Below are 25,186 nucleotides of genomic sequence, written 5' to 3' on the forward strand. Positions count from 1 at the left end.
AGTTAAAAGTCTGATCTGCACAACCGTAGGCGTCTGCATCCTGTTCCCGCTTCGCCCGACCCGTAAGTTGGACACGTGGCTCTCCCCAATCTCACCCGCGAACAAGCCGTCGAGCGCGCCTCGCTGATCACCGTCGCCAGCTACCAGATCGACCTCGATGTCACCGACGGCGCCGGCGCTCCCGGCGAACGGACCTTCCGCTCGATCACCACGGTGGTGTTCGACGCGCTGCCCGGCGCCGACTCGGTCATCGACATCGCCGCCGACACCATCCGCGGCGCCACGCTCAACGGACGCGATCTGGACGTCTCCGGGTACGACGAGTCGACCGGCATCCCCCTGCCCGGGCTGGCCGACCGCAACGTGGTCGTGGTCGACGCGGACTGCCTCTACTCCAACACCGGTGAGGGTCTGCATCGGTTCGTCGACCCGGTCGACAACGAGACCTACCTGTACTCGCAGTTCGAAACCGCCGACGCCAAGCGCATGTTCGCCTGCTTCGACCAGCCCGACATGAAGGCGACGTTCGACGTGCGGGTGACCGCGCCCGCGCACTGGAAGGTGATCTCCAACGGCGCGACGGTGTCGGTGAACGACGGCCTGCACACCTTCGCCACCACGCCGCGGATGAGCACCTATCTGGTCGCCTTGATCGCCGGCCCCTACGCCGAGTGGAACGACTCCTACACCGACGAGCACGGCGAGATCCCGCTGGGCATCTTCTGCCGGTCCTCGCTGGCCAAACACATGGACGCCGACCGGCTGTTCACCCAGACCAAGCAGGGATTCGGTTTCTACCACAAGAACTTTGGCCTGCCCTACGCGTTCGGGAAATACGATCAGCTGTTCGTCCCCGAATTCAACGCCGGCGCTATGGAAAACGCCGGCGCGGTGACGTTCCTCGAGGACTACGTGTTCCGCAGCAAGGTCACCCGAGCTTCCTATGAGCGGCGCGCCGAGACCGTGCTCCACGAGATGGCGCACATGTGGTTCGGCGACCTGGTCACCATGGCCTGGTGGGACGACCTGTGGCTGAACGAGTCGTTCGCCACCTTCGCTTCGGTGCTATGCCAAAGCGAGGCAACCGAATTCACCGAGGCCTGGACGACTTTCGCGACGGTCGAGAAGTCGTGGGCCTACCGCCAGGATCAGCTGCCGTCCACGCATCCGATCGCCGCCGACATCCCCGACCTGGAAGCGGTCGAGGTGAACTTCGACGGCATCACCTACGCCAAGGGCGCCTCGGTGCTCAAGCAGTTGGTCGCCTATGTCGGGCTGGAGCACTTTTTGGCCGGGCTGCGCGATTACTTCCGCGCGCACGCCTTCGGCAACGCCACGTTCGACGATCTGGTCGCCGCGCTGGAGCAGGCGTCCGGGCGTGACCTGTCCGACTGGGGTCAGCAGTGGCTGAAGACGACCGGGCTGAACACGCTGCGCCCCGAGTTCGACGTCGACGCCGACGGCAAGTTCACCCGGTTCGCGGTGACCCAGAGCGGCGCCGCCCCGGGCGCCGGCGAGACCCGCGTGCACCGGCTGGCGGTCGGGATCTACGACGACGACGGGACCGGGAAGCTGGTGCGGGTCCACCGCGAGGAACTCGACGTCGAGGGTCCCGTCACGGAAGTCCCTGCGCTGGTTGGTGTTTCGCGGGGCCAGCTGGTGCTGGTCAACGACGACGACCTCACGTACTGCTCGTTACGGCTGGACGTCGACTCGCTGCGCACCGCGCTGGAGCGCATCGCCGACATCGCCGAGCCGCTGCCGCGCTCGCTGGTCTGGTCGGCCGCCTGGGAGATGACGCGCGAGGCCGAACTGCGGGCCCGCGACTTCGTGGCACTGGTGACGGGCGGCGTGCACGCCGAATCCGAGGTCGGCGTGGCGCAGCGGCTGCTGCTGCAGGCCCAGACGGCGCTGACGTCGTACGCCGAGCAGGGCTGGGCGTACGAGCACGGCTGGCCGCAGTTCGCCGACCGGCTGCTGGAGTTGGCGCGCGGCGCGCAGCCCGGCTCGGATCACCAGCTCGCGTTCGTCAACACGCTGTGCTCGTCGGTGCTGTCGGCCCGCCATATCGAAACGCTGGCGGACCTGCTGGACCGCGACCCCACCGAGCTGGGGCTGGCCGGCCTCGAAGTCGACACGGACCTGCGGTGGCGGATCGTGACGGCGCTGGCCACCGCCGGCAGTGTCGACGCCGACGGGCCCGCGACACCGTTCATCGATGCCGAGATCCAGCGCGACCCGACCGCCGCCGGCAAGCGGCACGGCGCCCAGGCCGCGACGGCGCGACCGCAGCTGCAGGTCAAGGAGGCGGCCTGGACGACGGTGGTCGAGGACGACACCCTGGCCAACATCACCGCCCGCTCCATCATCGGGGGCATCGCCCCGCCCGGGCAGGCCGAATTGCTCAAGCCGTTTACCGAGCGCTATTTCGAGGCGATCTCAGGGGTCTGGGCGCGCCGGTCCAGCGAGGTGGCCCAGACGGTGGTGATCGGCCTCTACCCGCACTGGGACATCAGTGAGGACGGCGTCGCCGCCGCGGACAAGTTTCTGTCCGACCCGGAGGTGCCGGCGGCGTTGCGACGCCTGGTGCTCGAGGGCCAGGCCGGGGTGAAGCGTTCGTTGCGCGCGCGCCGATTCGACGCCGACGGGGGCTGAGCCCCACGAAGCTCAGGCGCGCGAAATCCCGGCGCTCAGCACGCGGATCGCGCTGACCAGGCCGTCGACCAAGTCTCCCCGCTCGAACGCCGAGGACGCGGCGGCCACACCCAGCGGTGCCGCCGACTCGGCGCCGCGGCCGCGAACCTGCGTGCCGTACACCACCTCGATGACCTTCTGGTCGGGTGAGACGGCCAGCAGCACCGCGTTGTCCGGCGTCGGCACGTCGGCCAGGATCGCGCGGGCCCGCGCGGCGGTGTCGCTGCCCAGGTCGCCCAGGTAGATCGCGAAGCGCGTCTTGGACGCCCGGGAGCCGAACTTCAGCGCATCATCGATGGCGACCAGGTCTTTGGTCGAAAACGGGAAATGCACCGACAGCTCGCCGGGCTCGGTGACACCGGAGATCCGTCCGCTGGTGGTGATGACCGAGCCGTGCGGCAGCTCGGTGGGTTCCCTCGTCGCTACCTCACCACGTGCCACTGGCGCCACCTCCGACTGAGAATTCCGACGTGCCGTGCCCGCCGTGGGCGTGGCCGACGTCTTCGCCGGTGGCGGCCCACAGGATCGGCGGATGCGTCCACTTCTCGCCCAACTTGTAGGCCGCTGGGTGCGGTCCCTTGCGGGACCAGATCAGCACCGACAGCAAAACCACCAGCAACAGCGGGATTCCGACGATGAACAGATGGACATGCATAGGACTCACGACGCAAACCGTATCCCACGAAGCGAACTACCGGCGCGACCGGACACCAGATTGGTGATCAGGCCGCGCCCTCACCGAGATACCGGGCCCAGGCCGGATCCAGTTCCTTGACCGTCGACAGCAGCCGCCAGTGCTGCCCGGTCGGCGGCAGCGGCGGGCGGCGCAGCGCCCAGCCGAGTTCGCTGAGCAGCTTGTCGCCCTTGCGGTGGTTGCAGGTCGAGCAGCACGCGACGCAGTTCTCCCAGGAATGGTCGCCGCCGCGGCTGCGGGGCAGCACGTGGTCGACGGTGTCCGCCTTCGCCCCGCAGTAGGCGCAGCAGAACCGGTCGCGATGCATCAGCGCGGCGCGCGTCATCGGGACGCGCGCCCGGTACGGGACGCGGACGTAGGACCGCAGCTGGATCACCGACGGCACCACGATCGAGCTGGTCGCCGAGTGGATGACGGGGCCGGCCGGGTCGTGGTGGACGACGTCGGCCTTTCCGCAGATCACCATCACAATCGCGCGGCGCATCGGCAGCGCGGTCAGCGGCTCGTAGGTGGAATTCAGCAGCAGGACCCGCCGTCGACTCCAGATGGACGCGCCCTCGGGGCGTGCGGACGGATGGATCTCAACGCTATGCAGCGACGACGCGGTTGCGGGTCCGGTCAACCCTGCCGCGGCTACCTGACTGCGGTGGCTGCGGCGTTTTTTGCCCTGCGCCATAGATCCTCCGCGAACAGTCCACCATGATTCGCCGCCAATCGCACCCCTATTGCAGGTGAACGCCGTGTCGATCCGATGAACACCCGGCATGGGGTCGGGCCGCCTCCGGTGGCCATCGCGAGGATGCACCACAATGGACGGCGATGGATCAGGTAGCACAGTCCTTCTACGACGCGGTCGGCGGCGCCGAGACTTTCCACGCGATCGTCGCGCGCTTTTACGCCCAGGTTCCCGAAGACGAGATCCTGCGTGAGCTGTATCCGCTCGACGACCTCGAGGGCGCCGAAGAACGCCTGCGGATGTTCCTCGAGCAGTACTGGGGCGGCCCGCGCACCTACTCCGACCGGCGCGGACACCCCCGGCTGCGGATGCGTCACGTGCCGTTCCGGATCACTCCCCTGGCGCGTGACGCGTGGCTGCGGTGCATGCACACGGCCGTCGCGTCCATCGATTCGCAGACGCTCGACGATGAGCACCGCCGCGAGTTGCTCAACTACCTGGAAATGGCTGCCGACTCACTGGTCAACTCGCCCTTCTAGATACCTCGCAACCGAACGGAGCACTATGAGCCCCGCAGCATGGTGGTCGAACGCGGTCTTTTATCAGGTCTATCCACGATCGTTCGCCGACAGCAACGGCGACGGTGTCGGCGACATCGACGGAATCGTTGCCCATCTGGACCACGTGGAGCGGCTGGGTGCGGACGCGATCTGGCTCAGCCCGGTCACCGTCTCGCCGATGGCCGACCATGGCTACGACGTCGCCGACCCGCGGGACATCGACCCGCTGTTCGGCGGAATGTCGGCCATTGACCGGCTGATTGCGGCGGCGCACCAGCGGGGCATCAAGATCACCATGGACGTGGTGCCCAACCACACCAGCTCCGCGCACCCCTGGTTCCAGGCCGCGCTGGCCGCCGGTCCGGGCACCGACGCCCGGGAGCGATACCACTTCCGCGACGGCAGAGGGCCCGGCGGGGCGCTGCCGCCCAACAATTGGACGTCGGTCTTCGGCGGCTCGGCCTGGACGCGGGTGGTCGAGCCCGACGGCAATCCCGGGCAGTACTACCTGCACCTCTTCGACACCGAGCAGCCGGACCTGAACTGGGAGAACCCCGAGGTCTTCGATGACTTCGCGAAGTCGCTGCGGTTTTGGCTGGACCGTGGGGTGGATGGGTTCCGCATCGACGTGGCGCACGGGATGGCCAAGCCGCCCGGCCTGCCCGACGCCAGGGAAGACGCCAAGGTGCTGTCGCACAGCGACGACGACCCGCGTTTCAACCAACCCGCCGTGCACGACATCCACCGCAAGATCCGCAAGATCGTCGACGAGTATCCCGGGGCGGTGACCATCGGCGAGGTGTGGGTGATGGACAACCTGCTCTGGGCCGAGTACCTGCGGCCCGACGAACTGCACCTCGGCTTCAATTTCCGGCTGACCAAGATCGACTTCGACGCCGACGAAATCCGTGACGCCATCGAGAACTCGCTTGCGGCCACCGCGATCTATGACGCCGTCCCGACCTGGACGCTGTCCAACCACGACGTGGACCGCGAGGTCACCCGCTACGGTGGCGGCGACATCGGGCTGCGCAGGGCCCGGGCCATGGCGATGGCGATGCTCGCCCTGCCGGGCACGGTGTTCATCTACAACGGTGAAGAGCTCGGGCTGCCCGACGTGCTGGACCTGCCCGAGGAGGTGCTGCAGGACCCGACCTGGGAACGGTCCGGGCACACCGAGCGTGGCCGGGACAAGTGCCGGGTGCCGCTGCCGTGGTCGGGCGAGGAGCCCCCGTTCGGGTTCTCGTCCTCACCCGACACCTGGTTACCGATGCCGAAGGACTGGGCGGCGCTGACCGTCGAGAAGCAGAGCGGCGATCCCGACTCCACCCTGTCGTTCTTCCAGCGGGCACTCGAATTGCGCAGGCGCCGTGTGGAATTCGACGGCGACACGATCGAGTGGCTGGACGCGTCCGGCGATGCGGTGATCTTCCGGCGCCCCGGTGGGCTGATCTGCGCGCTCAACAGCGGCGAATCGCCGGTGCCGCTGCCCGCCGGCGAGCTGATCCTGGCGAGCGTGCCGCTGCTGGAGGGCCAACTGCCACCGGATTCGGCGGCCTGGCTGGCGTAGCCGGTTCGGGGTCGCGCCGCCCCGTCACGGCGAGCATTTCGCGGCGGACTGATCTATATGTGGTGCATGGCTTCCTACGAGTGGACAGTGATCGGTGCCGGACCCGCGGGCATCGCCGCGGTGGGAAGGCTGCTGGATCACGGAGTCGCGGGCGAACGGATCGCCTGGGTAGATCCGGCCTTCGCCGCCGGCGACATCGGCCAGAAATGGCGGTCGGTCTCGAGCAACACCCACGTCGGGCTCTTCCTCGAATACTTCAACGGCTCCAAGGCATTTCGCTTCGCCGAGGCGCCACCCACGCCGCTCAAGGAGATCGATCCGCAAGAGACCTGTGCGCTGGGCCTGGTCGCCGAACCCCTGGTGTGGATCACCGAGCAGCTGCGTGAGCAGGTCGACGCCATCACCACGACCGCCACCGCACTGTTCCTGGAGAACAGGCGGTGGCGGGTTCAGACGGAGCGACGCGACATTTTTTCCACGAACGTGATCCTGGCCGTCGGCGCAGATCCCAAAAAACTCAGCCACCCCGGTCTCGACGAGATCGGGGTCCAGGTCGCCCTGGACCCCGAGAAGCTGGCCTCAGAACCACTCGAGGGCGCGACGGTCGCCGTATTCGGCTCGTCGCACTCGTCGATGATCGTGCTGCCGAACCTGCTGCGTCATCCCGTCAAACGCATCATCAATTTCTACCAAAGCCCACTGAAATACGCTGTCTATCTGGATGATTGGATCCTGTTTGACGACACGGGGCTGAAGGGCCGGGCGGCCGTCTGGGCGCGGGAGAACATCGACGGGGTGCTGCCCGACCGCCTGGAGAGGTGCTGGGTGTCGAGCCCGGAATTCGCCGAGAAATTGGCGCAGTGCGACCGCGTCGTCTACACCGTCGGCTTCGAACGCAGGAAGTTGCCCGAGACCCCGCAGTGGGGGCAGCTGGACTACAACCGCACCAACGGAATCCTGGCCCCCGGACTGTTCGGGGTGGGCATCGCGTTCCCTCAGTACGCCGAAGACCCGTACGGGTACGGCCAGTTTCGCGTGGGCCTGAAGAAATTCATGGACCATCTGGACGCCGTGCTGCCGCTGTGGCTGCTCTACGGCCCCTGAGCTGCGCGACCGAACCCGGTCGGCGATCGCGTTAAACTCAGCCTGATCCGTTCGGGAAATCGCCCGCGGCCGGCCGCGTCAGCCCAGCAGCAGCGCGGGATCGCCGCGGCGCCGATACACCGAACCGAACCGGGCGTCCAGACGCAACCACGTCGGCAGTATCCGGACCCGGATCAACTCGTCGGCGTCGACCGCATCGGGTGACTGGGGCAGAAAACCCATTGCGGTCAACGCGAACACGCAGCGCATCGGCAGACCGACCTGCACGTCCGGCGCGCTGACCTGAATGACCTCCTGGTCGAGCAGCGACACCGGCGGCCCATGAGAACTGCTGTGCTCCTTGGCAAGTTGCGCGCCGCGTTGCGCGAGGTCGAGCATCACCCGGGCCGGGATGTCCTCGAGGTGGGTGAAGCCGGATTCGGGCGGCAACGCACCCCGCCAGGCGGAATCCATCGCGAAGCCGGGATTGACGTAACCCGATTCATCCATCGCGGACAGGCCGCGCGCCAGGGCGTCGGCGCCCACCGACAGATCGCCGGGCCGCACCTGTCCGACCACCACCCTGCTGGCCAGCACGTCGAAACCCGTTGCGACCCAGGCCGTCAGCAGCCCCGGGGATCGAGTCCGGAATCGGATGATCGCGGCGTCGGCGAGCCGCAGCGCGCGGTCGACGAATGCGGCCAGATCCGCGCGGTGGGCGTCCCTGGAGTCGGGGCCCAGCCATAGTCCTCGGTCGGCTACCTGATCCACCGTTGCAGATACTCCCGATGTTGTGGCGAGAGGCGCACCAGCCGCTCCTCCTCGATATGGACGGCGGCCAGTTGCGACTCGGCGATGACGGCCGGCTTCGACTCCGGATCCGCGGTGACCGAGCGCACCTCGTAGCCCAGCGTGAAGTCGACCGCCCGCAACCGCTTGGTCCACATGGTCACCTGCAGCGGTGAATCCACCAGCCGCAGCTGACCTTTGTAGGTCACCTTGACCTCGGCGATGAGCAACCCGATGGTCAAGATGTCGACCTCGAACGCCTCACGCAGGAACTGGACGCGCGCCTCCTCCAAGATCGTGACCATGGTGGCGTGGTTGACATGCTGATACATGTCGATGTCCGACCAACGCACTGGCACGGGCGCGACGAAGCCGACGCTCAACTTGATGATCCTCTTCCACTGGTACGGGTCATGCGACGGATTTGTCGCGCTGCGACGGACAGCGTAGCGAGATCCTTGTCCCCGCTTTCCTGGATCTCGATGAGTGTGCGGCGGGCCCGCTCGACCCTGGAGGCGCTCAGGTGTTCCCACTCGGCGATTTTCTCTTCACCGCTCTCATCGGGCTCCCCCACGGCGAGCACATCGAAGCACAGCGACCGCAGCGAAGCATAGATGTCGTCACGAATCGCCAAGCGCGCCAAGGAGTGCCAGCGGTCCCGGCGGGGCAGTTCGGATACCGCCGTCAAGAGCCCGTCGGTGCCGAGGCGGTCCATGAGCGCGAAGTAGGTGTCGGCGACCTCGGCGGCGTCGATGTCGCTGATGTCACCGATGTCGATGATGTCGAGCAGGCTGAAGCGGTACAGCCCGGCGGCCACCGAATACGCGAGGTCTTCGGGTGCGCCCTGGGAGGTGAATTCCGCGGCTTCCTTTTCCACGATGGCCTTGTCGTCGCCGCGCAGCCACTCGGACATCCGTGGCGTCAGCGCCCGGACCTTGGCGGCGAACCGGTTGATCTCGGCGCCGACCGCCAGCGGTTGCGGACGGTAGTTGAGTAGCCAGCGTCCGGCGCGGTCGATCAGCCGACGGGTGTCCAACGTGAGCCGATCCGACAGTGGGACTGGCAGATTCGCCGCGCGGATGCGCCGCCACGTCTCTCCGACCCCGAAGATGGCGTCGGTGGCGACGTAGGTGCGCACCGCGTCGACCGACCCGACACCGACGTCCTCGACGATCCGGAAGGCGTAGCTGATCCCGGCGGCGTCCACCAGGTCGTTGATCAGCATGGTGGTGACGATCTCGCGGCGCAGCTGATGCGTGCGGATCTCCGGAGTGAACCGTTCCCGCAACGGTTTCGGGAAGTACAGGGGCAGCCGGGAGGCGAAGACGTCCTGCTCGGTCAATTCGGTCTCGAGCATCTCCTCCTTGAGCCCCAGCTTCACGTGGGCCATCAGGGTGCACATCTCCGGTGAGGTGAGACCGATGCCGGCCTCGGCGCGCCGCGCGATCTCCTTCTCCGACGGCAGCGCTTCCAGGTCGCGGTGGATGCCGCGCTCGTCGACCAGGTACTGAATCAGCCTGGCGTGCACCGGCAACAGGCTCGCCGCGTTCGCGCGGCTGGTGCCGATCAGGTCGTTCTGGTCGTCGTTGTCGGTAAGCACCAGTTGCGCGACCTCGTCGGTCATCGACTCGAGCAGCGGTTTGCGCTCTTCCGGCTTGACCTTGCCGGCGGTCACCAGCGAGTCGATCAAGATCTTGATGTTGACCTCGTGGTCCGAGCAGTCCACACCGGCCGAGTTGTCCATCGCATCGGTGTTGATCCGGCCACCCGCCAAATCGAACTCGACGCGACCCAGCGCGGTCACCCCGAGGTTGCCGCCCTCGCCGATCACCTTGGCGCGCACCTGGCTTCCGTTGACCCGGACCGGGTCGTTGGCGCGGTCGCCGACGTCGGCGTCGGATTCGGACTCCGCCTTGATGTAGGTGCCGATGCCCCCGTTGAACAGCAGATCCACCGGCGCCTGCAAAATCGCCTTGATCAGGTTGGGCGGCGTCATCTCGGCGACGTCGCCCTCGATGCCCAGCGCGTCGCGAACCTGGGCGCTGACCGGAATCGCCTTGTGCTCACGGCTGTACACGCCGCCGCCCTCACTGATCAATGAGGTGTCGTAGTCCTCCCAGCTGGACCGCGGCAGGTCGAACATCCGCCGGCGTTCCTCCCACGAACGCGCGGCGTCGGGGTCGGGGTCCAGGAAGATGTGGCGGTGGTCGAAGGCGGCGAGCAGCCGGATGTGCTTGCTCAGCAGCATGCCGTTGCCGAAGACGTCGCCGCTCATGTCGCCGATTCCGACGACGGTGAAATCTTCGGTCTGCGTGTCGACGTCCATCTCCCGGAAGTGCCGTTTGACGGCCTCCCACGCGCCCTTGGCCGTGATGCCCATGGCCTTGTGGTCGTAGCCGACCGACCCGCCGGACGCGAACGCGTCACCCAGCCAGAATCCGTAGGACTTCGCGACGTCGTTGGCGATGTCGGAGAAGGTGGCGGTGCCCTTGTCCGCCGCCACCACCAGGTACGCGTCGTCGCCGTCGCGTCGGATGACTTCGGGTGGCGGGCTGACCTTCCCGGTCGCATGGTCGACGTTGTCGGTGACGTCGAGCAGGCCGGAGATGAACAGCTGATAGCAGGCGACGCCCTCGGCGCGGCTGGCGTCGCGGTCGGCGGCGGCGTCACCGGTGGGCAGCGGCGGCCGCTTGAGGACGAATCCGCCCTTGGCGCCCACCGGCACGATGACGGCGTTCTTCACCGCCTGCGCCTTGACCAAACCGAGGATCTCGGTGCGGAAGTCGTCCCGGCGGTCCGACCAGCGCAGGCCGCCCCGGGCCACCGGGCCGAACCGCAGATGCACGCCCTCGACCCGGGGCGAGTAGACGAAGATCTCGTATTTGGGGCGCGGCAGCGGCAGCTCGTCGACCAGCTGGGCGTCCAGCTTGATCGCCAACACGTTGCGGGCCCGCGCCGAACCCTCACTCGTCACAAAGTAATTGGTCCGCAGCGTGGCCTGCACCAGCGATGCGAAGGCACGCAGAATGCGGTCGGTGTCCAGGCTCACCAGCGCGTCGATGTCGGCGGCGACCGCGCCGGCGGCGGCCTGCGCATCGCGGCCCGCCGATGAATCGGGGTCGGGGTCGAACAGCGCCTCGAAGAGCGCCACGAGTGATCGCGCGGTCGAGGGATGCTCGTTGAGCACCGACTCGATATAGGACTGGCTGTAGGGAAAGTTCGCCTGCCGCAAGTACTTTGCGTAGGCCCGCAACAGCACGACCTGCTCCCATCGCAGGCCCGCGCGCATCACCAGCTCGTTGAACCGGTCGACCTCGAGCCGGCCGTTCCAGATGGCGGTGACCGCATCCGCGAACCGCTCGGCCATCGCGTCGCGCTCCTCCTGCGTCGACGCCAGCCGGATGGTCGGGTGCGGTGAGATCTTGAACTGATAGATCCACACCGGCAGCCCGTCGGACCGGTTGACGGTGAACGGGCGCTCCTCGAGCACCACCACACCCATGCTCTGCAGCATCGGCAGCAGCTGGCTCAACGAGGCGGTGCGCCCGCCCAGGAACCAGGTCAGCTGGGCCGTCCCGTCGTCGGCCTCGGTGAACACCAGCTTGACCGAGTTGTCTTGCAGCTCATTGATGATGGCGATGTGGCCGATCGCGTCGGCCGGGGCCACGGCCTGCTTGTAGACCTCGGGGAAGGCGGCCGCGTAGTACTCGGCGTCGGTGTGTCCCACGGAGCCTTCCGCGGCGGCGGCGACGAGCCGGTCGGTCCAGGTGCGCGCGGCCTCGCTCAGCAACGCCTGAATCCGGATCCGGTTGTCTTCGGACACGTCGACAGGCGCGGCGTCGGGGCGGTCGGTAGGCAGGCGGACCATGAAATGCATCAGGGCCCAAGGTGATTCGCTGACCCGGGCGGTGAATTCCAGCCGGGTGCCGCCGAATTCGTGAACCAGGATGTCTTCAATCTGCAGCCGGACCGCCGTGGTGTAACGGTCGCGGGGCAGATACACCAGGCAGGAAACGAAGTACTGCAGCCGGTCGGCGCGCAGGAACAGCAACGCGTTTCGCTGCGGTCCCAGGTCGACCACCGCTTTGGCCATCGCCAGGAGTCGCTGGGCGCTGAGCGTGAACAGCTCCGAGCGGGGCACGGTCTGGATGACGTCGAGCAGCAGCTGGCCCGGGTGGATCGGGTCGTTGTCGGCCATCGTCAGCGCCTCCCGGACCCGGCGCGAAATCGTCGGGATTTCCAGGACATCGGCGTTCATGGCGGCCACCGTGAACAGCCCGACGAAGCGGTGCTCGATCACGGCACCGTCGACGTATTCGCGCACCGCGATGGCGTACGGATAGGCGCCGTAGCGCAGATAGCTGCCCACCACCGATTGCGCGAGCACCAGCAATCTGTCGTCGTCGGTCAGCCGGGGGCGCGAGCCGGTGCGGGTGCGCAGCACGCCGAGGCCGGGGGTGCCGTCGCCGGAGACCTGGCCGTCGTGCACGTGGCAGCGCTGATAGCCGAGCAGGAGAAAGTTGCCGTTGCCCAGCCAGCGCAGCAGCGCCGCGACGTCGTCGCGGTCCGGCGCCGAGAAGTGGTCGTCGGCGTTGGCTTCGACCTGCGCGGCCAGATCGTTCAGCCTGGCGATCAAGGCCGACGCATCGCTGGCGACCTGTTGCACGTCGGCCAGCACCTTGGGCAGCAGCCGCTCGACCTCGGTGAGTCCCTTGCTGTCAACCGACGGCAGCAGCTGCACGTGGATCCAGGCCTCGCCGGCGTATTGCGATGCGCCTTCGGCTTTCGCCTCGACGCGCAGCAGGTCGCCCTCGGGGCTGCGCTGCACTTCGAACACCGGCGTCATGATGGCCGTGTACGGGACGCCGAGCCGGTGCAGCAGCACGGTGACCGAATCCATCAGCATGCCGCCGTGATCGGTGACGACCTGCAGGGCGGGCCCGAAGCCGGCGGGATCTTCGGCCGGGTACACCGCGACGCGGCTCTCGCCGTCGGGCCGGTGCTGGCCGAGCCGATAGTGCGCGCTCAGCATGGCCGGCGTCACGATCGCCGCCGGCACGGTCAGGTCGATGGGCCCGGTTTCCGCGCCGCCCGACTCGTCGCTGTGCGGGCCGCGATAGCTCTCGACGTAGGCCCTCGAAATCCACTCAGGGATGTCCTGCTGCCGGGTGAAGGTCGTCCACGGCTCGAGATCTTGTCTGGCTCCGGGATCGATCGTCATGCCGATAGCTCCCAACTGGCGACGGTTGTCAGTGCGCTCGGTCACCCCGTTTCGTGGCGGTGCGGGGCAGAGCTGACACTAGTCGCGCGTTAGCTTGCGGTGGGTCACTCTGTGCGGCCGTGCCGCTTCGGCACCGAGGCGTTCGATCTTGTTCTCCTCGTATGCACCGAAGTTGCCCTCGAACCAGAACCACTTGGCCTCGTTGTCGTCGTCACCCTCCCAGGCCAGGATGTGCGTGCAGGTGCGGTCCAGGAACCACCGGTCGTGCGAGATCACCACCGCGCAGCCGGGGAATTGCTCGAGGGCGTTCTCCAGCGAACTGAGCGTCTCGACGTCGAGGTCGTTGGTGGGCTCGTCGAGCAGGATGAGGTTTCCGCCCTGCTTGAGCGTCAGCGCGAGGTTGAGCCTGTTGCGCTCGCCGCCGGAGAGCACGCCGGCCGGCTTCTGCTGGTCCGGTCCCTTGAACCCGAACGCCGACACGTAGGCCCTTGACGGCACCTCGGTCTGGCCGACGACGATGTGGTCCAGCCCGTCGGAAACGACTTCCCACACGTTCTTTTTGGGATCGATTCCGGCGCGGGTCTGGTCGACATAGCTGAGCTTGACGGTCTCGCCGACCTTGACCGTGCCGCTGTCCGGCTGCTCGAGACCGACGATGGTTTTGAACAGCGTGGTCTTACCGACACCGTTGGGGCCGATGACGCCGACGATGCCGTTGCGCGGCAGCGTGAACGACAGGTCCTTGATCAGGGTGCGGCCGTCGTAGCCCTTGTCGAGGTGGTCGACCTCGACCACCACATTGCCCAGCCGCGGGCCGACCGGGATCTGGATCTCCTCGAAGTCGAGCTTGCGCGTCTTTTCGGCCTCGGCGGCCATCTCCTCGTAGCGCTGCAGCCGCGCCTTGCCCTTGGCCTGACGCGCCTTGGCCCCGGAGCGGACCCACGCCAGCTCCTCGGCCAACCGCTTCTGCAGCTTGGCGTCCTTGCGGCCCTGCACCGCGATCCGCTCGGCCTTCTTCTCCAGGTACGTCGAGTAGTTGCCCTCGTAGGGGTAGGCCCGGCCGCGGTCAAGTTCCAGGATCCATTCGGCGACGTTGTCCAGGAAGTACCGGTCGTGGGTGACCGCCAGGATCGCGCCCGCGTAGGAAGCGAGGTGCTGCTCGAGCCACTGCACGCTCTCGGCATCCAGGTGGTTGGTGGGCTCGTCGAGCAGCAGCAGGTCGGGCTTGGACAGCAGCAGCTTGCACAGCGCGACGCGGCGGCGTTCACCACCGGACAGGTTGGTCACCGGCTCGTCGGGCGGCGGGCAGCGCAGCGCGTCCATGGCCTGCTCCAGCTGCGAATCGAGGTCCCACGCGTCGGCGTGGTCCAGCTCCTCCTGCAGCCGGCCCATCTCCTCCATCAGCTCATCGGAGTAGTCGGTGGCCATCAACTCGGCGACCTCGTTGAAGCGGTCGAGCTTGACCTTGATCTCGCCCAGGCCTTCTTCGACGTTGCCGCGAACGGTCTTCTCCTCGTTCAGCGGCGGCTCCTGCAGCAGGATGCCGACGGTCGCGTCGTTGGCCAAGAAGGCATCACCGTTGTTCGGCTTGTCCAGGCCCGCCATGATCCGCAAGACGCTCGACTTGCCGGCGCCGTTGGGGCCGACGACACCGATCTTGGCGCCTGGATAGAAGCTCAACGTGACGTCGTCCAGGATCACCTTGTCGCCGTGCGCCTTGCGGACCTTTTTCATCGTGTAGATGAACTCAGCCATGCCGCGGTTATGCCTTTCTGATTTGCAGAGTGATCTCGCGGACCATCCTAGGCATCGCCCGCTAACGGCAGCCCCGCGCCCGAGCAGGCTCAGGCGGGAATGGACAGCGGGGCCTCGTCGGCGGTCGCGTCACCCGTGCCGGCCGGATCGTCGCCGACCAGCGGGTCCTCGCTACTAACGTCGACGCCGTCGACTGGAGTTCCCGGGGCCGCGCTGCCCTGCCCGGCCTGGGGACCGGTATAGCCGGGCTTCTCGATGCGCACGATGACGCGGGACAGGTCCGGCCCGACCGCGGTCGCCCGCATCTCCACTGACGAGCGGCGGTTGCCGTCGCGGTCCTCGTATTCGCTGGTGTACACGTGACCCACCACGATCACCGGCGCGCCCTTGCCCAGGGCGGCGCCCACGCCGGTGACCAGCTTGCCCCAGCAGTTGACCGTGACGAACAGCGAGTGTCCGTGTTCCCAGCCGCCGTCACCGGTGCGGCGGCGCGAGTTGCTGGCCACCCGGAACTTGATGACCTCCTGGTCGCCGACCTTGCGCCGGGCAGGGTCGTTGACGATGTGGCCGACGACGGTAAGCGGGGTTTCGAACATGGGTTGATCCCTTCTCGATTGCATTGGCTATGGCTGCCAGTAGGCGGGGCGCCACCGACGAGCGCCGTGGGGAACAACCCGGAAATCGGCCGTCGCTGTGGAAGAAACCGGGACTGTGGATCAGTCGGGATCGGCGGGGGCCTGGCCGGCCCGCTTGGGCGTCTCGCCCTGCGCCAGCTGTGCCAGCATCGCGTTGTAAGCGACCAGCTCGGCGTCATCGTCGCGGTCGGCGGCCCGGTCCAGCCGCTTGGCGGTGCGGCGATCGCTGCGCGCCCACTGGATCAGCAGCGCGAGCATCACGATCACCAGCGGGAACTCCCCCGCCGACCAGGCGATGCCCCCGCCCAGGTGCTGATCGCCCAGCAGATCGGTGTGCCAGCTCAGGCCGAGGGAGCGGTAATAGTCGGCGCCGAGCACCTTCTTGGTGCCCATCAACACCACCCCGAAGAACGCGTGCAGCGGCAGCGACGCGAACACCACGGCCACCTTGGCCAGCGGCGGTATCGGTCGCGGCGTCGGGTCCACCCCGATCACCACCCAATAGAACAGGTAGCCGCTGAGCAGAAAGTGCAGGTTCATCGCCAGATGCCCGGCGTGGCTGCTAGCGGTGGTGTCGAAGAGGTTCGACAGGTACAGCCCGTAGAACCCGGCGACGAACAGCACCGTGGCCACCACCGGGTTGGTGAGGAATCGGGAGACGCGGCTGTGCAGCGCGGCCAACAGCCACTCCCGCATGCCCGGCGGATCATCACGGCCGGCCGCGGGCAGCGCCCGCAGCGCCAGGGTGACCGGGGCGCCGAGCACCAGCAGGATCGGGATCAGCATCGACAGGCACATGTGGACCACCATGTGCATGCTGAACATCGCCGGCATGTAGCGCCCGACGCCCGAGGACGTCACGAACAACAACACCAGGCAGCCGAGCAGCCAGGACAAGGCCCGACCGGGCGGCCAGGTGTCGCCGCGCCGGCGCAGCCGGACCAGCGCCGCCACATACAGCGCGGCGAAGACGAGGGCGGCGGAGCCGAAGATCAGGTCGAAGCGCCAGTCGAACAGGATGCGCGCCACGGTGGGCGGCCCGTCGAAGTCGTAACCGATCTCCGCTTCGGGAATCGACGGCAGCCGGGCCGGCGGTGGCGGCGGCGGGGTGCGGCCCAGCCCGACGGCGACGCCGAAGGTGAGGCCGAAAATGGCGGCCTCGATCAGGGTCAGCCGCAGCAGCGCACCGCGTGCGCGTGCCGGAGTCGGATCCGCTTGCAGCGCAGCCACACTCACACGCCGCTGGCGCCAGCCGAGCCCGCCCAGCAGGCACAGCGCGACGAACTTGGCGGTGACCAGCCGGCCGTAGTCGGTGCTGAACAGGTCGGACGGCTGCACGCGCACCAGGGCGTTGACCACGCCGCTCACCGCCATCGCGACCCAACACCACAGCGCGATCATCGAGAAACGCCGCGCGGCCAGCCCGAGGTGGCCACCGCCGCGCAGGGCGTGGGCGAGCAGGGCGAGCAGGCCACCGGCCCACAGGCTGGCGGCGACCAGGTGGATCAGCAGGCCGTTGGTGGCCAGGTCGTGCGAACCGCCGGCCGACGAATGACCGGTCAGGCCCAGCGGGATCAGCGTCGTCACCGACGCGGCGGCCAGCACCGGCGTCCACGACCAGCGCAGCACCGACAGGCTCGCCAGTGTGATCACCGCGGCCATGAGCGCGGTCCAGCGCCAGGCCGAGGCGTTGGTGACGAGACCCGCCAACGACCACATCCGCATCGGGGGGATGTCGGCGACGGGATGGCCGGACACGTCGGAGACGGTCAGCGGGACCAGCATTGCGGCGCAGACCGCCCATACCCCCGACGCCACCGTCCCGAGCCGAAGGGCCCGATAGCCGTCGGCGTCGAGGACACCGTTGCGCTGCGGCGGCACCAGGAACGCGGCGAACAGGAATGACCCGACCGCGAGCACGGCGGCGATCTCACCCGCGGCGCGGACGAACGGCAGCCCCAGCGTGGTCACCTGGCCCGGGTCGGGCAGGCCGGTCACGGTCAGCGCGCTGGCCAGCGAGAGCGTCCCGATGCCGGCGGCCGTGCAGCCGGCGAGCACCGCGACACCGGCCAGCACCGGCCACACCAGCGCGCGGCGCTGGGTTGCGGCCTCGGCCGGGGCCTTGCCGGCGGGCGGGGCGACGGTCATATGTCCAGGGTATGGGCGGGCCCGCCGGCTACAGAGTCTGGCCGTCCAGAAGGTCCTGGCGCGCCTTGGCCTCGCGGGCCACGAACTGATCGCGCGCGATCTGGCCGACGTAGTTGAAGTCTTGCAGGATGTCACGCAGCTCTTGCAGGAAAGCGCCGCGCCTGTCGGCCAGGTCCGGGGCCGCCGCGATCAGGTCTTGATCCTCGACGACCTGGCGCGCGGTGGCGAACAGCAGCGTCGACACCGATTCGCTGCTGCGGATCCGGGTTTGCGCCACATACTGTCGGCCGACGCCCAACGCCAGGCCGGTCAGTTCCTTTTGTCCGATGTCCGCGGGCGCGTCACGCAGCACGTCGGCGACGATCTCGTAGGCCTCGAAGAACACCCGCAGCATCGCATCCGCCATCAGCGGACGCTTGGTGAACAACAGCGCGTGGATCTCGTCGCCTCCGGCGGATACGTGGGCTTCCCAATTGTTGTGCCACGCCATCTCTTCGGCGATGTTGTCCCGGAAGGTCGCCGAGTCGGCGAAGTAGAAGTCGAACTTCAGCAGATCCCGCAGCCGCATCGCCTGGGTCCAGAAGGCCTCCATGCGGTCGCCGTCGGCGTGGCGGGCGTGAGCCAGCGCGAGTTCGACGATCGAGGTCTCCAGGAAGGCGTGGATCACCGAGTTGCGATAGAAGGCCGCGGCGTGCTGCTCGTCTGGCGCGATGCGCCACACCGGTTCCCGGCCGCCGTCGACCCGGGTGATCGGGTGTCCGTTGGACAGCGCGTCGACCGCAGCTCGCACCCCGTCGTGCGAGCGCAGCCGCAACGCGCTGGTGGACATCGGGTTTTGTTTGCGTTCCAGGTAATCCAGCGAGTCCTGCAGGGTGTGGTGCAGCTGGCCGAGCGTCAGCGCCGCGCCGCGGGTGGTCAGCAGCAGCGCGCACACCAGACCCGTCGCCGTCACCGGCGTCGCCTGCAGGATCCGCCAGGCGACCTCGAACGACATCTTCTGCAGCGCAAGCCTTTTGGCGTCCGGGTCCTGCGCCAGCGGGCCGTGCGGGGCGCCCAGGTACTGGCGCATCGACACGGCTTCGGGGAATCGGACGTAGATCTTGCCGTAGTTGCGCTCGCCCTGCGCGCGGATGAAGTTGTACAGCCAGCCGACGCCCTCCGGCGTCTTCTCGCCACCGCGGGCGTAGGCGGCGTATTCGGCCGTCTCGTGCAGCTGGTCGAAGCTGATCGAAACCGGCTGCAGCAGAATGTCTTCGCTGCGGCCGTCCAGGTAGGCGTCCGCGACGTAGGCCAGCAGGCCGAGCTTGGGTGGCAGCATCTTCCCGGTGCGCGACCGGGTGCCCTCGATGGACCAGCTCAGGTTGAACCGCTTTTCGACGATGTAGCCGACGTATTCGCGCAGCACGTACTTGTAGAGCTGGTCGTTGCCGATGTTGCGGCGGATGAAGATGACACCGGAGCGCCGCAGCAGCGGGCCCATCGCGCCGAACGAGAGGTTGATGCCGGCGAACACGTGCACCGGCGGTAACCGGTTCTCCTGCATGGCGACCGGCACCACAGCGCCGTCGATGTAGGACCGGTGCGAGAACAACAGCACCGCCGGGTGCGCTTCCAGGCCGGCGCGCATCGCCGCCACCTGATAGCCGTCGTAGTCAATCTCGGGATCGAACCCGCGGCTGAGCATCCGGCCGAGAACCCCGACGAGGTCGACCGAGGCCCGGCTCCACCCGGTAGCGAGTTCGTCGAGCATCTTTCCCGCCTCGTCGACGGTGGCGCCGGGAATCTTGGCCAAGCCCGCGCGAAACCGGTTGGAGGCCAATATCTCCGGCTTCACCAGCCGCGGTGACTTGTACTGCGGTCCGAGGATCCGGTACTCGACGCGTTCCATCGCCAAGATGGCGCGGCGGATCACGAATTGGGCGAAGTCGTTCTTGTCTTCCCCGACGGTGGTGTCACGCCATTGCCGCCGCAGCTCGGAGACGGTGGCCGCTTCACCGGCCACCACCCGCGCGCGCTGGGGGGCGGCCCGCACGATCCGTTCTTGCTGGCGTTCGTTGGGGTGGTAGGGATCCCGGCCGGGGAGCAGCCCGGCCAGCTTGGCCGCCCGGCTTCGATCCGGCTCGGGCAGCCAGAACACCCGCACCGGGACGATCGAACGGTCTTCCCCGGACTCGAGCTGTTCGGCCAGGGCCGTCATCTCTTCCGGCGGCGCGTCGAGCGCCGGCAGTTTCACCAGGCCGAAGTTCGCCCCCGGATGGCCGGTGCGCTGTTGATCCATCCACGCCGTCACCAGTTGCATCTCGACCGGCGAGGCCATCGACGCCAATACCAGCGAGTCTCGTCCGGCAAGGACCGCGCTGCTATCTGCGGCCGGTTCGGTCACGGATGCCCTCGGGGCGGCGATTCGGGTGGTTCGGCGTTGACGGCCGCCGCCTGGGCGGCGTGTCGTTGCGCCTCACCGTCTGTGAGGGCGGCCTGGGATTCGTGAGGGTTTGCCTTGCGCGGCTTCGCTTTTGACGCCGCATTCTTTGCCGGGGTCTTCTTGGCCGCAGTCTTCTTGGTCGCCGCCTTCTTGGCCGGGGCCTGCTTCGCCGCCGCCTTCTTGGCCGGTGCCTTGGCTTTGCGGCTCTGCACCTTGTCCGCAGCCTTCTTCTCGGCGTACAGGCTGACCTCGGGCAGTTCGCCGACGGGCCAGTTGGCGAGCGTGTCCAGGTACAGCTGACGCACCTCGGCGATGCGCTCCGGCAGCGTGTCAAGCGTCCAGTCCTGCACCGAGATCGGTGGAAAGACCGCGACGTCGACGGTGCCCGGGTTGATGACGGTCGAGTTCCGTGCGGCGACGAGCTCGGCGTTGCGGATCACGATCGGGACGATCGGGATGCCCGCGGCCATCGCGATCCGGAACGGCCCCTTCTTGAACGGGCCGACCTCGGTGGTGTCGACCCGGGTGCCCTCGGGGGCGATCACAATCGAAAGCCCCCGGCGCGCACGGTCTTCGACCTCGTGCAGCATCTCCACCGCGGCGGCCTGATCGTCACGGTCGATGAACACGCCGTCCACCAGCCTGCCCAGCGTGCCCATGACGGGGTCTTTCTGCAACTCCTTCTTGCCCACCCCGACCCAGTTGTCACGCACCAGCGCGCCGGTGATCACCGGGTCAACCTGGTTGCGGTGGTTGAAGATGAAGACCGCCGGGCGTTGCGCGGTCAGGTTCTCCCTCCCGATGACGTTGAGCTGCACGCCGGCAATGGCCAGCGACAACTGGGAGAAGTTGGAGGTGAAGAAGTTGACGCCGCGGCGCCGGTTGCGGGTGAGCACACCGATGCCCACCGCGCCGGCGGCGACGGGGAACATCGAGCCGAAACCTGCGAGCGTGCGCAGCTGGCGCCGCAATCCCACCGGGCCGCGGCTGCTGAACCGCAGGATCGGCCAACCCCGGCGCTTGGCCACCGCGGCCATCTTGCCCTCGGGATTCGTCGGCCGCGGATTACCCACCAGATACATCAGGGCGACGTCCTCGTCGCCGTCGGCGTAGAAGTAGCTGTCCTTGAGATCGATGTCGTGCTCGGCCGCAAAGCGTTGCACCGCAGCGGCTTTGCCCGGACCCCACAGGATCGGCTTCTCGACGCCACCGGTGAGCAGGCCGTCCTCGGTGGTCTCGAACTTGTTGGTGAGCATGTTGGGAATGCCGAGAAAACGCGCGACCGGGTTGACCTGGATGGTCAGCGCCGACGAGCTGAGCACCACTGTGTGGCCGCGGGCCATGTGCGCGCGCACCAGCTCGCGCATCTCCGGGTAGATCCGCGACTCGATCCGTTGGATGAACATCCGCTCGCCGATCTCTTCCAAGTCGTCGAGCAGCCGCCCGGTCAGCGCCGCGGCGGCCTTGCCGATCAGGTCCTCGAATTCGATGCGACCGAGGCTGTGGCTCAGGCCGGCCTGCACCATCCCAAGCAGCTCCCCGACGCCCATGTCGCGGCGCAGCAGCCGCTCCTGGGTCAGGATGATCGCGGTGAAACCGGCGACCAGCGTGCCGTCCAGGTCGAAGAACGCACCGATCTTGGCGCCGGCGGGGCTGGCCATGATCTCGGCCACCGAGCCGGGCAACCGCATGTCCTGCGCCGGAGTTTCGGCCTTATCCCCCTGTTCGTTCGAGGCGCTCACGAGCCCGCCACCGATCGGGCGGACACGGCCGGCTCAACGAACGAGGCGGGCACGGCGCGCGGTGGGGGGTCACCGGCCAGCGCCAGGATCTCGTCGAAGCCGTCCAGCAGGCATTGGGCGAACAAGGCCTCGTTGCGCACCGCGGCCTTGTCGTAGCGCACGGTGATGGTGCACCACCCGCCCCGCGAAATCAGCACCACCATCATCGCCACTCCGGGCAACGGGCCGATACCGTACTGCCGCAAGACTTTAGCGCCGGCGAGGTAGGTGTCGCCCGGGAAGACGGGGACGTTGCTGGCCTGCACGTCGGAGCCGATCACCGAGCCGGTGATCCCTTCCAGCACCGCGGTGGGCAACACGCTGAGCACCGGGGCAAAAGAACCGATGATGTTCATCGCGGGCTCGTCACGGCGCTGCGTCATCTGGGCGCGAATCTTCTTCATCCGGGAGACGGGGTCGGCGGTCCCGATCGGCGCCGCGAGGTTGACGCCGGTGAACCGGTTGCCGCCGGCCGTGTCCGCTTCGGCCCGCAGGCTGACCGGCACCGCCATCGGCAGCGTGCTGATCGGCACGCCGAACGCCAGGTGGTAGCGGCGCAAGGCGCCGCAGAGCCCGGCCAGGTAGGCGTCGTTGATCGACCCGCCACCGGCCTTCGCGGCCTTGTGCAGGTCGGCGAGCGGGATATCGATCGCCTCGCTGCGGGTGGCCAGGCTGCGCCGCCGCAGCAGCGGCGACGGCTCGGCGGCTCGGTTGAGCACCCGCATGCCCGACATGGCGTACCCGACGATGCCCGACACGGTGGACGTCGGTTCCAGGACCGCCCGCCCGGCGGCCGAGACCGCGCCGGACAGCGCGTTCATGACGCCGCCGACGACGGCGAAGGGCAGGTGGTTAATGCCCTGGCGCATCAGATCATTGGACGTCAGGTCCTGCGGGACGGGCAGCGGCAGCGTCGGCTTGGCCGGCGGATTGCGCTCGAGGTCATAGATCTCGGCGAACATCTGGACCCCACCGACGCCGTCGGTGACGGCATGACTGACATGCAGCAGCGTCGCGGCCCGGCCGTCGGCCAGCCCCTCGACCAGGGTGGTCGTCCACAGCGGCCGCGAGATGTCCATCGGCGACTGCAGGATGAGCTCGGCGAGATCGAATACCTCACGCAGCGTGCCGGGTTCGGACACCCGCACGCGGCGCACGTGGAAATCCAGGTTGAAGTCGGGGTCGACCACCCAGCGCGGCGACGCGGTCGGCAGGGTCGGCACGACGACCTTTTGCCGCAGCCGCAACACGCGTCGCGACGCGCTTTCGAATCGAGCGCGGAATTGTTCCCAGTCCGGCGTGCAGTCCAGGAGCTCCAGCGCCATGATCCCGGACCGGGTGCGGGGATTCGCCTCTCCCCTGTGCAGTAGGTAGTCGACCGGCCCGAGCTCGTCGGACAACTTAATCGCCTCGACGGACTCAGTCATGGTCATCAGCTCGACGCGCCAACGTTGTCACCGTCGATCAAGCCTCCTGCCTTTGGACCCCACCAACCCCAATGGTCTACCCAACGCTAGTCGGGTTACCGCGCTGGTGAAAGGAGCTGCAGGTTCCTGGGCGAGGGCTCAGCTGGCCGAAGTGGCCGACAAGGGCAGCGAATCCAGCAGCGAGCTGACGCGCCGCCCATAGACGACCCCGAGGAAATCGGCGACGGCGTCAGCGGCCAGCCGCGATCGAACCGTCGGCGTGATGTCGAAAGCGTGGTGGGCGTTGCCGAGTTCGGCGTGGGCGACCGTGGCCGCCCCGGCCGCGCGCAGCGCCGCGCAGAACGCGCGAGCCTGGCCGCTGGGCACCAATTCGTCCTTCTCGCCGTGCAGCACGAAGAAGGGCGGTGCGTCGCCGTGCACGTAGGAAACCGGCGACGCCGCCGTGAAGCGCTCGGGCTCCTCGGCGTAGCGGGCCTTCATCACGAACTGTTCGAGGAACGGCAGCATCAGCGGGTGCATGTTCTCGAAGTCGGTGAAGTCGTAGACGCCGTAATAGGGCGCCACCGCTTGCACGGTCGTGTCGGCGTCTTCGAAGCCGGGTTGGAAGGTGGGGTCGTTCGGGGTGAGCGCCGCCAGGGAGGCCAGGTGCCCGCCCGCCGAGCCACCGGTGATCGCGATGAAGTCCGGGTCGCCGCCGTAGTCGGCGATGTTCTCCCGCACCCAGGCGATTGCCCTTTTCACGTCGATCAGGTGCGCGGGGAAGGTGGCGCGTGGGCTCTTGCTGTAATCGATCGAGACGCAGATCCAGCCGAGTTGAACCATTCGGCTCATCAGCGTGTAGGCCTGCGGGCGCCTGCCGTTCAGCGCCCACGCCCCGCCCGGCACCTGGATCAGGACCGGCGCCCGGCACCCCGGGGCCAGGTCATCGCGTCGCCAGATGTCGAGCAGGTGGTCGCGTGCGCTGGGGCCATAGGAGATGTCGGAGGTCTGCGCGGCGTACCGGCGGTGCGGCCCGGGGCGGCCCAACAGGCCTCCGCGCGGGGCGCACAGCGCCCCGACGGCGGCGGGGTGACACACCTGAGCCGGAAACTCGGGGCCGAAGGCCTCCGCCAGCGCCGCGGTGAGGGACTTGTCCGCCCGCTGGGCGGCCAGCGTCTTGCCGACCCGGCCGACGGACGGGTGCGAGACCCGCGACAGCGCGTGCCCGGTCACCACGTGCGGGGGAAACTCGGTGAAAAGCCAACCGGCCAAGCAGCCCAGCGCGAACGGCCCGCCCCGTAGCACCAGGCTGCCGAGGTGAAAGACGTCCCGGGCTTCGGCCGCCAGGCGTGCCGCCTGGGCGGCCGCCCACCCGCAGGGCGAAGACTTATTACTGGCCACGCTCATGCGACGTCACCTCTCGACGTTATGCACACGCCTCATCGCGGTTAACGGCCGATGGCCGGCCGGTTTTGTACGTGTGTCGAGGGTCATCACGATAACCGATAAACGTGGCGCGGGAAGGGCTTTCACGCGCGTGGCGGCGTGGAATCGGATCATCCGGGTGCGGTTGGATAGACTGACCTGCGCATTGCCTCCGTAGCTCAGGTGGATAGAGCAAGGGCCTTCTAATCCCTAGGTCGCACGTTCGAGTCGTGCCGGGGGCACCGGGCTCGTGTATGACGTCGGCTGATGCTTGACGGATCTATGTCGGGTGATGCCTGACAGTGTTTCGGCTGATGGTTGACAGTT

Annotated in this window: 17 protein-coding genes and 1 tRNA gene; 5 read left to right on the forward strand and 13 right to left on the reverse strand. The window is 67.9% G+C overall.

What is annotated here, in order from left to right:
* The first annotated feature begins 75 nt into the window (after positions 1-75).
* Positions 76-2,655, forward strand: a complete 2,580-nt coding sequence (gene pepN / locus A5732_RS23145; RefSeq protein ID WP_076103410.1) for an aminopeptidase N — start codon at positions 76-78, stop codon at positions 2,653-2,655.
* Between the two features lie 12 nt (positions 2,656-2,667).
* Here the strand turns inward: pepN and A5732_RS23150 are convergent, their stop codons facing one another.
* From A5732_RS23150 to A5732_RS23160, 3 genes are all read right to left on the reverse strand, one after another.
* The gene (locus A5732_RS23150; RefSeq protein WP_076050975.1) at positions 2,668-3,135 is read right to left on the reverse strand and encodes a DUF5130 domain-containing protein; all 468 of its coding nucleotides are present in this window, start codon (positions 3,133-3,135) and stop codon (positions 2,668-2,670) included.
* Positions 3,122-3,349, reverse strand: coding sequence for an aa3-type cytochrome oxidase subunit CtaJ (gene ctaJ, locus A5732_RS23155; RefSeq protein ID WP_076050976.1), 228 nt, complete (start codon positions 3,347-3,349; stop codon positions 3,122-3,124). The genes A5732_RS23150 and ctaJ overlap by 14 nt, the downstream gene beginning before the upstream one ends.
* 67 nt (positions 3,350-3,416) lie before the next feature.
* Positions 3,417-4,064, reverse strand: a complete 648-nt coding sequence (locus A5732_RS23160) for an HNH endonuclease (protein ID WP_076050977.1) — start codon at positions 4,062-4,064, stop codon at positions 3,417-3,419.
* Between the two features lie 143 nt (positions 4,065-4,207).
* On the opposite strand from A5732_RS23160, the gene A5732_RS23165 reads away from it, so the two are divergent.
* The 3 genes from A5732_RS23165 (at position 4,208) to A5732_RS23175 (ending at position 7,298) form a co-directional block, all read left to right on the forward strand.
* Positions 4,208-4,603, forward strand: a complete 396-nt coding sequence (locus A5732_RS23165) for a globin (RefSeq protein ID WP_076050978.1) — start codon at positions 4,208-4,210, stop codon at positions 4,601-4,603.
* A 25-nt stretch (positions 4,604-4,628) separates the two neighbouring features.
* Positions 4,629-6,194, forward strand: coding sequence for a glycoside hydrolase family 13 protein (locus tag A5732_RS23170; protein ID WP_076103411.1), 1,566 nt, complete (start codon positions 4,629-4,631; stop codon positions 6,192-6,194).
* Positions 6,195-6,281: 87 nt separating this feature from the next.
* Positions 6,282-7,298 (forward strand): pyridine nucleotide-disulfide oxidoreductase, encoded by a 1,017-nt coding sequence (locus A5732_RS23175; RefSeq protein WP_076103421.1) that lies wholly within the window; start codon positions 6,282-6,284, stop codon positions 7,296-7,298.
* Positions 7,299-7,376: 78 nt separating this feature from the next.
* On the opposite strand, the gene A5732_RS23180 is transcribed toward A5732_RS23175, so the two are convergent.
* The 10 genes from A5732_RS23180 to A5732_RS23225 form a co-directional block, all read right to left on the reverse strand.
* Positions 7,377-8,048, reverse strand: a complete 672-nt coding sequence (locus A5732_RS23180) for a hypothetical protein (protein ID WP_076103412.1) — start codon at positions 8,046-8,048, stop codon at positions 7,377-7,379.
* Positions 8,036-8,449, reverse strand: a complete 414-nt coding sequence (locus tag A5732_RS23185) for an acyl-CoA thioesterase (RefSeq protein WP_064885742.1) — start codon at positions 8,447-8,449, stop codon at positions 8,036-8,038. Before A5732_RS23185 ends, A5732_RS23180 begins: the two co-directional genes overlap by 13 nt.
* Complete coding sequence (locus A5732_RS23190; protein WP_076103413.1) at positions 8,446-13,287, reverse strand: NAD-glutamate dehydrogenase; 4,842 nt, start codon at positions 13,285-13,287, stop codon at positions 8,446-8,448. The genes A5732_RS23185 and A5732_RS23190 overlap by 4 nt, the downstream gene beginning before the upstream one ends.
* Before the next feature lie 78 nt (positions 13,288-13,365).
* Complete coding sequence (ettA, locus tag A5732_RS23195) at positions 13,366-15,042, reverse strand: energy-dependent translational throttle protein EttA (protein WP_064953016.1); 1,677 nt, start codon at positions 15,040-15,042, stop codon at positions 13,366-13,368.
* An 89-nt stretch (positions 15,043-15,131) separates the two neighbouring features.
* On the reverse strand, positions 15,132-15,638 hold the full coding sequence (locus A5732_RS23200; RefSeq protein WP_076103414.1) for a single-stranded DNA-binding protein: 507 nt from the start codon (positions 15,636-15,638) through the stop codon (positions 15,132-15,134).
* A 120-nt stretch (positions 15,639-15,758) separates the two neighbouring features.
* Positions 15,759-17,825, reverse strand: a complete 2,067-nt coding sequence (locus A5732_RS23205) for a cytochrome c oxidase assembly protein (protein WP_076103415.1) — start codon at positions 17,823-17,825, stop codon at positions 15,759-15,761.
* A 28-nt stretch (positions 17,826-17,853) separates the two neighbouring features.
* On the reverse strand, positions 17,854-20,208 hold the full coding sequence (locus tag A5732_RS23210; protein WP_076103416.1) for a glycerol-3-phosphate 1-O-acyltransferase: 2,355 nt from the start codon (positions 20,206-20,208) through the stop codon (positions 17,854-17,856).
* Entirely contained in the window at positions 20,205-21,989 is a 1,785-nt protein-coding gene (locus A5732_RS23215; protein WP_076103417.1) for an HAD-IB family hydrolase/lysophospholipid acyltransferase family protein, read from the reverse strand. The genes A5732_RS23210 and A5732_RS23215 overlap by 4 nt, the downstream gene beginning before the upstream one ends.
* Positions 21,986-23,455 (reverse strand): WS/DGAT/MGAT family O-acyltransferase, encoded by a 1,470-nt coding sequence (locus tag A5732_RS23220; protein WP_142256664.1) that lies wholly within the window; start codon positions 23,453-23,455, stop codon positions 21,986-21,988. Before A5732_RS23220 ends, A5732_RS23215 begins: the two co-directional genes overlap by 4 nt.
* A gap of 138 nt (positions 23,456-23,593) precedes the next feature.
* Positions 23,594-24,841 (reverse strand): alpha/beta hydrolase, encoded by a 1,248-nt coding sequence (locus tag A5732_RS23225; RefSeq protein WP_076103419.1) that lies wholly within the window; start codon positions 24,839-24,841, stop codon positions 23,594-23,596.
* Positions 24,842-25,027: 186 nt separating this feature from the next.
* Between A5732_RS23225 and A5732_RS23230 the strand changes: the two genes are divergently transcribed.
* Positions 25,028-25,101, forward strand: a tRNA-Arg gene (locus A5732_RS23230).
* The last annotated feature ends 85 nt before the right edge of the window (positions 25,102-25,186 follow it).

It is taken from the genome of Mycobacterium colombiense, from assembly GCF_001953985.1.
GTDB classification, from domain to species: Bacteria; Actinomycetota; Actinomycetes; order Mycobacteriales; family Mycobacteriaceae; genus Mycobacterium; species Mycobacterium colombiense_B.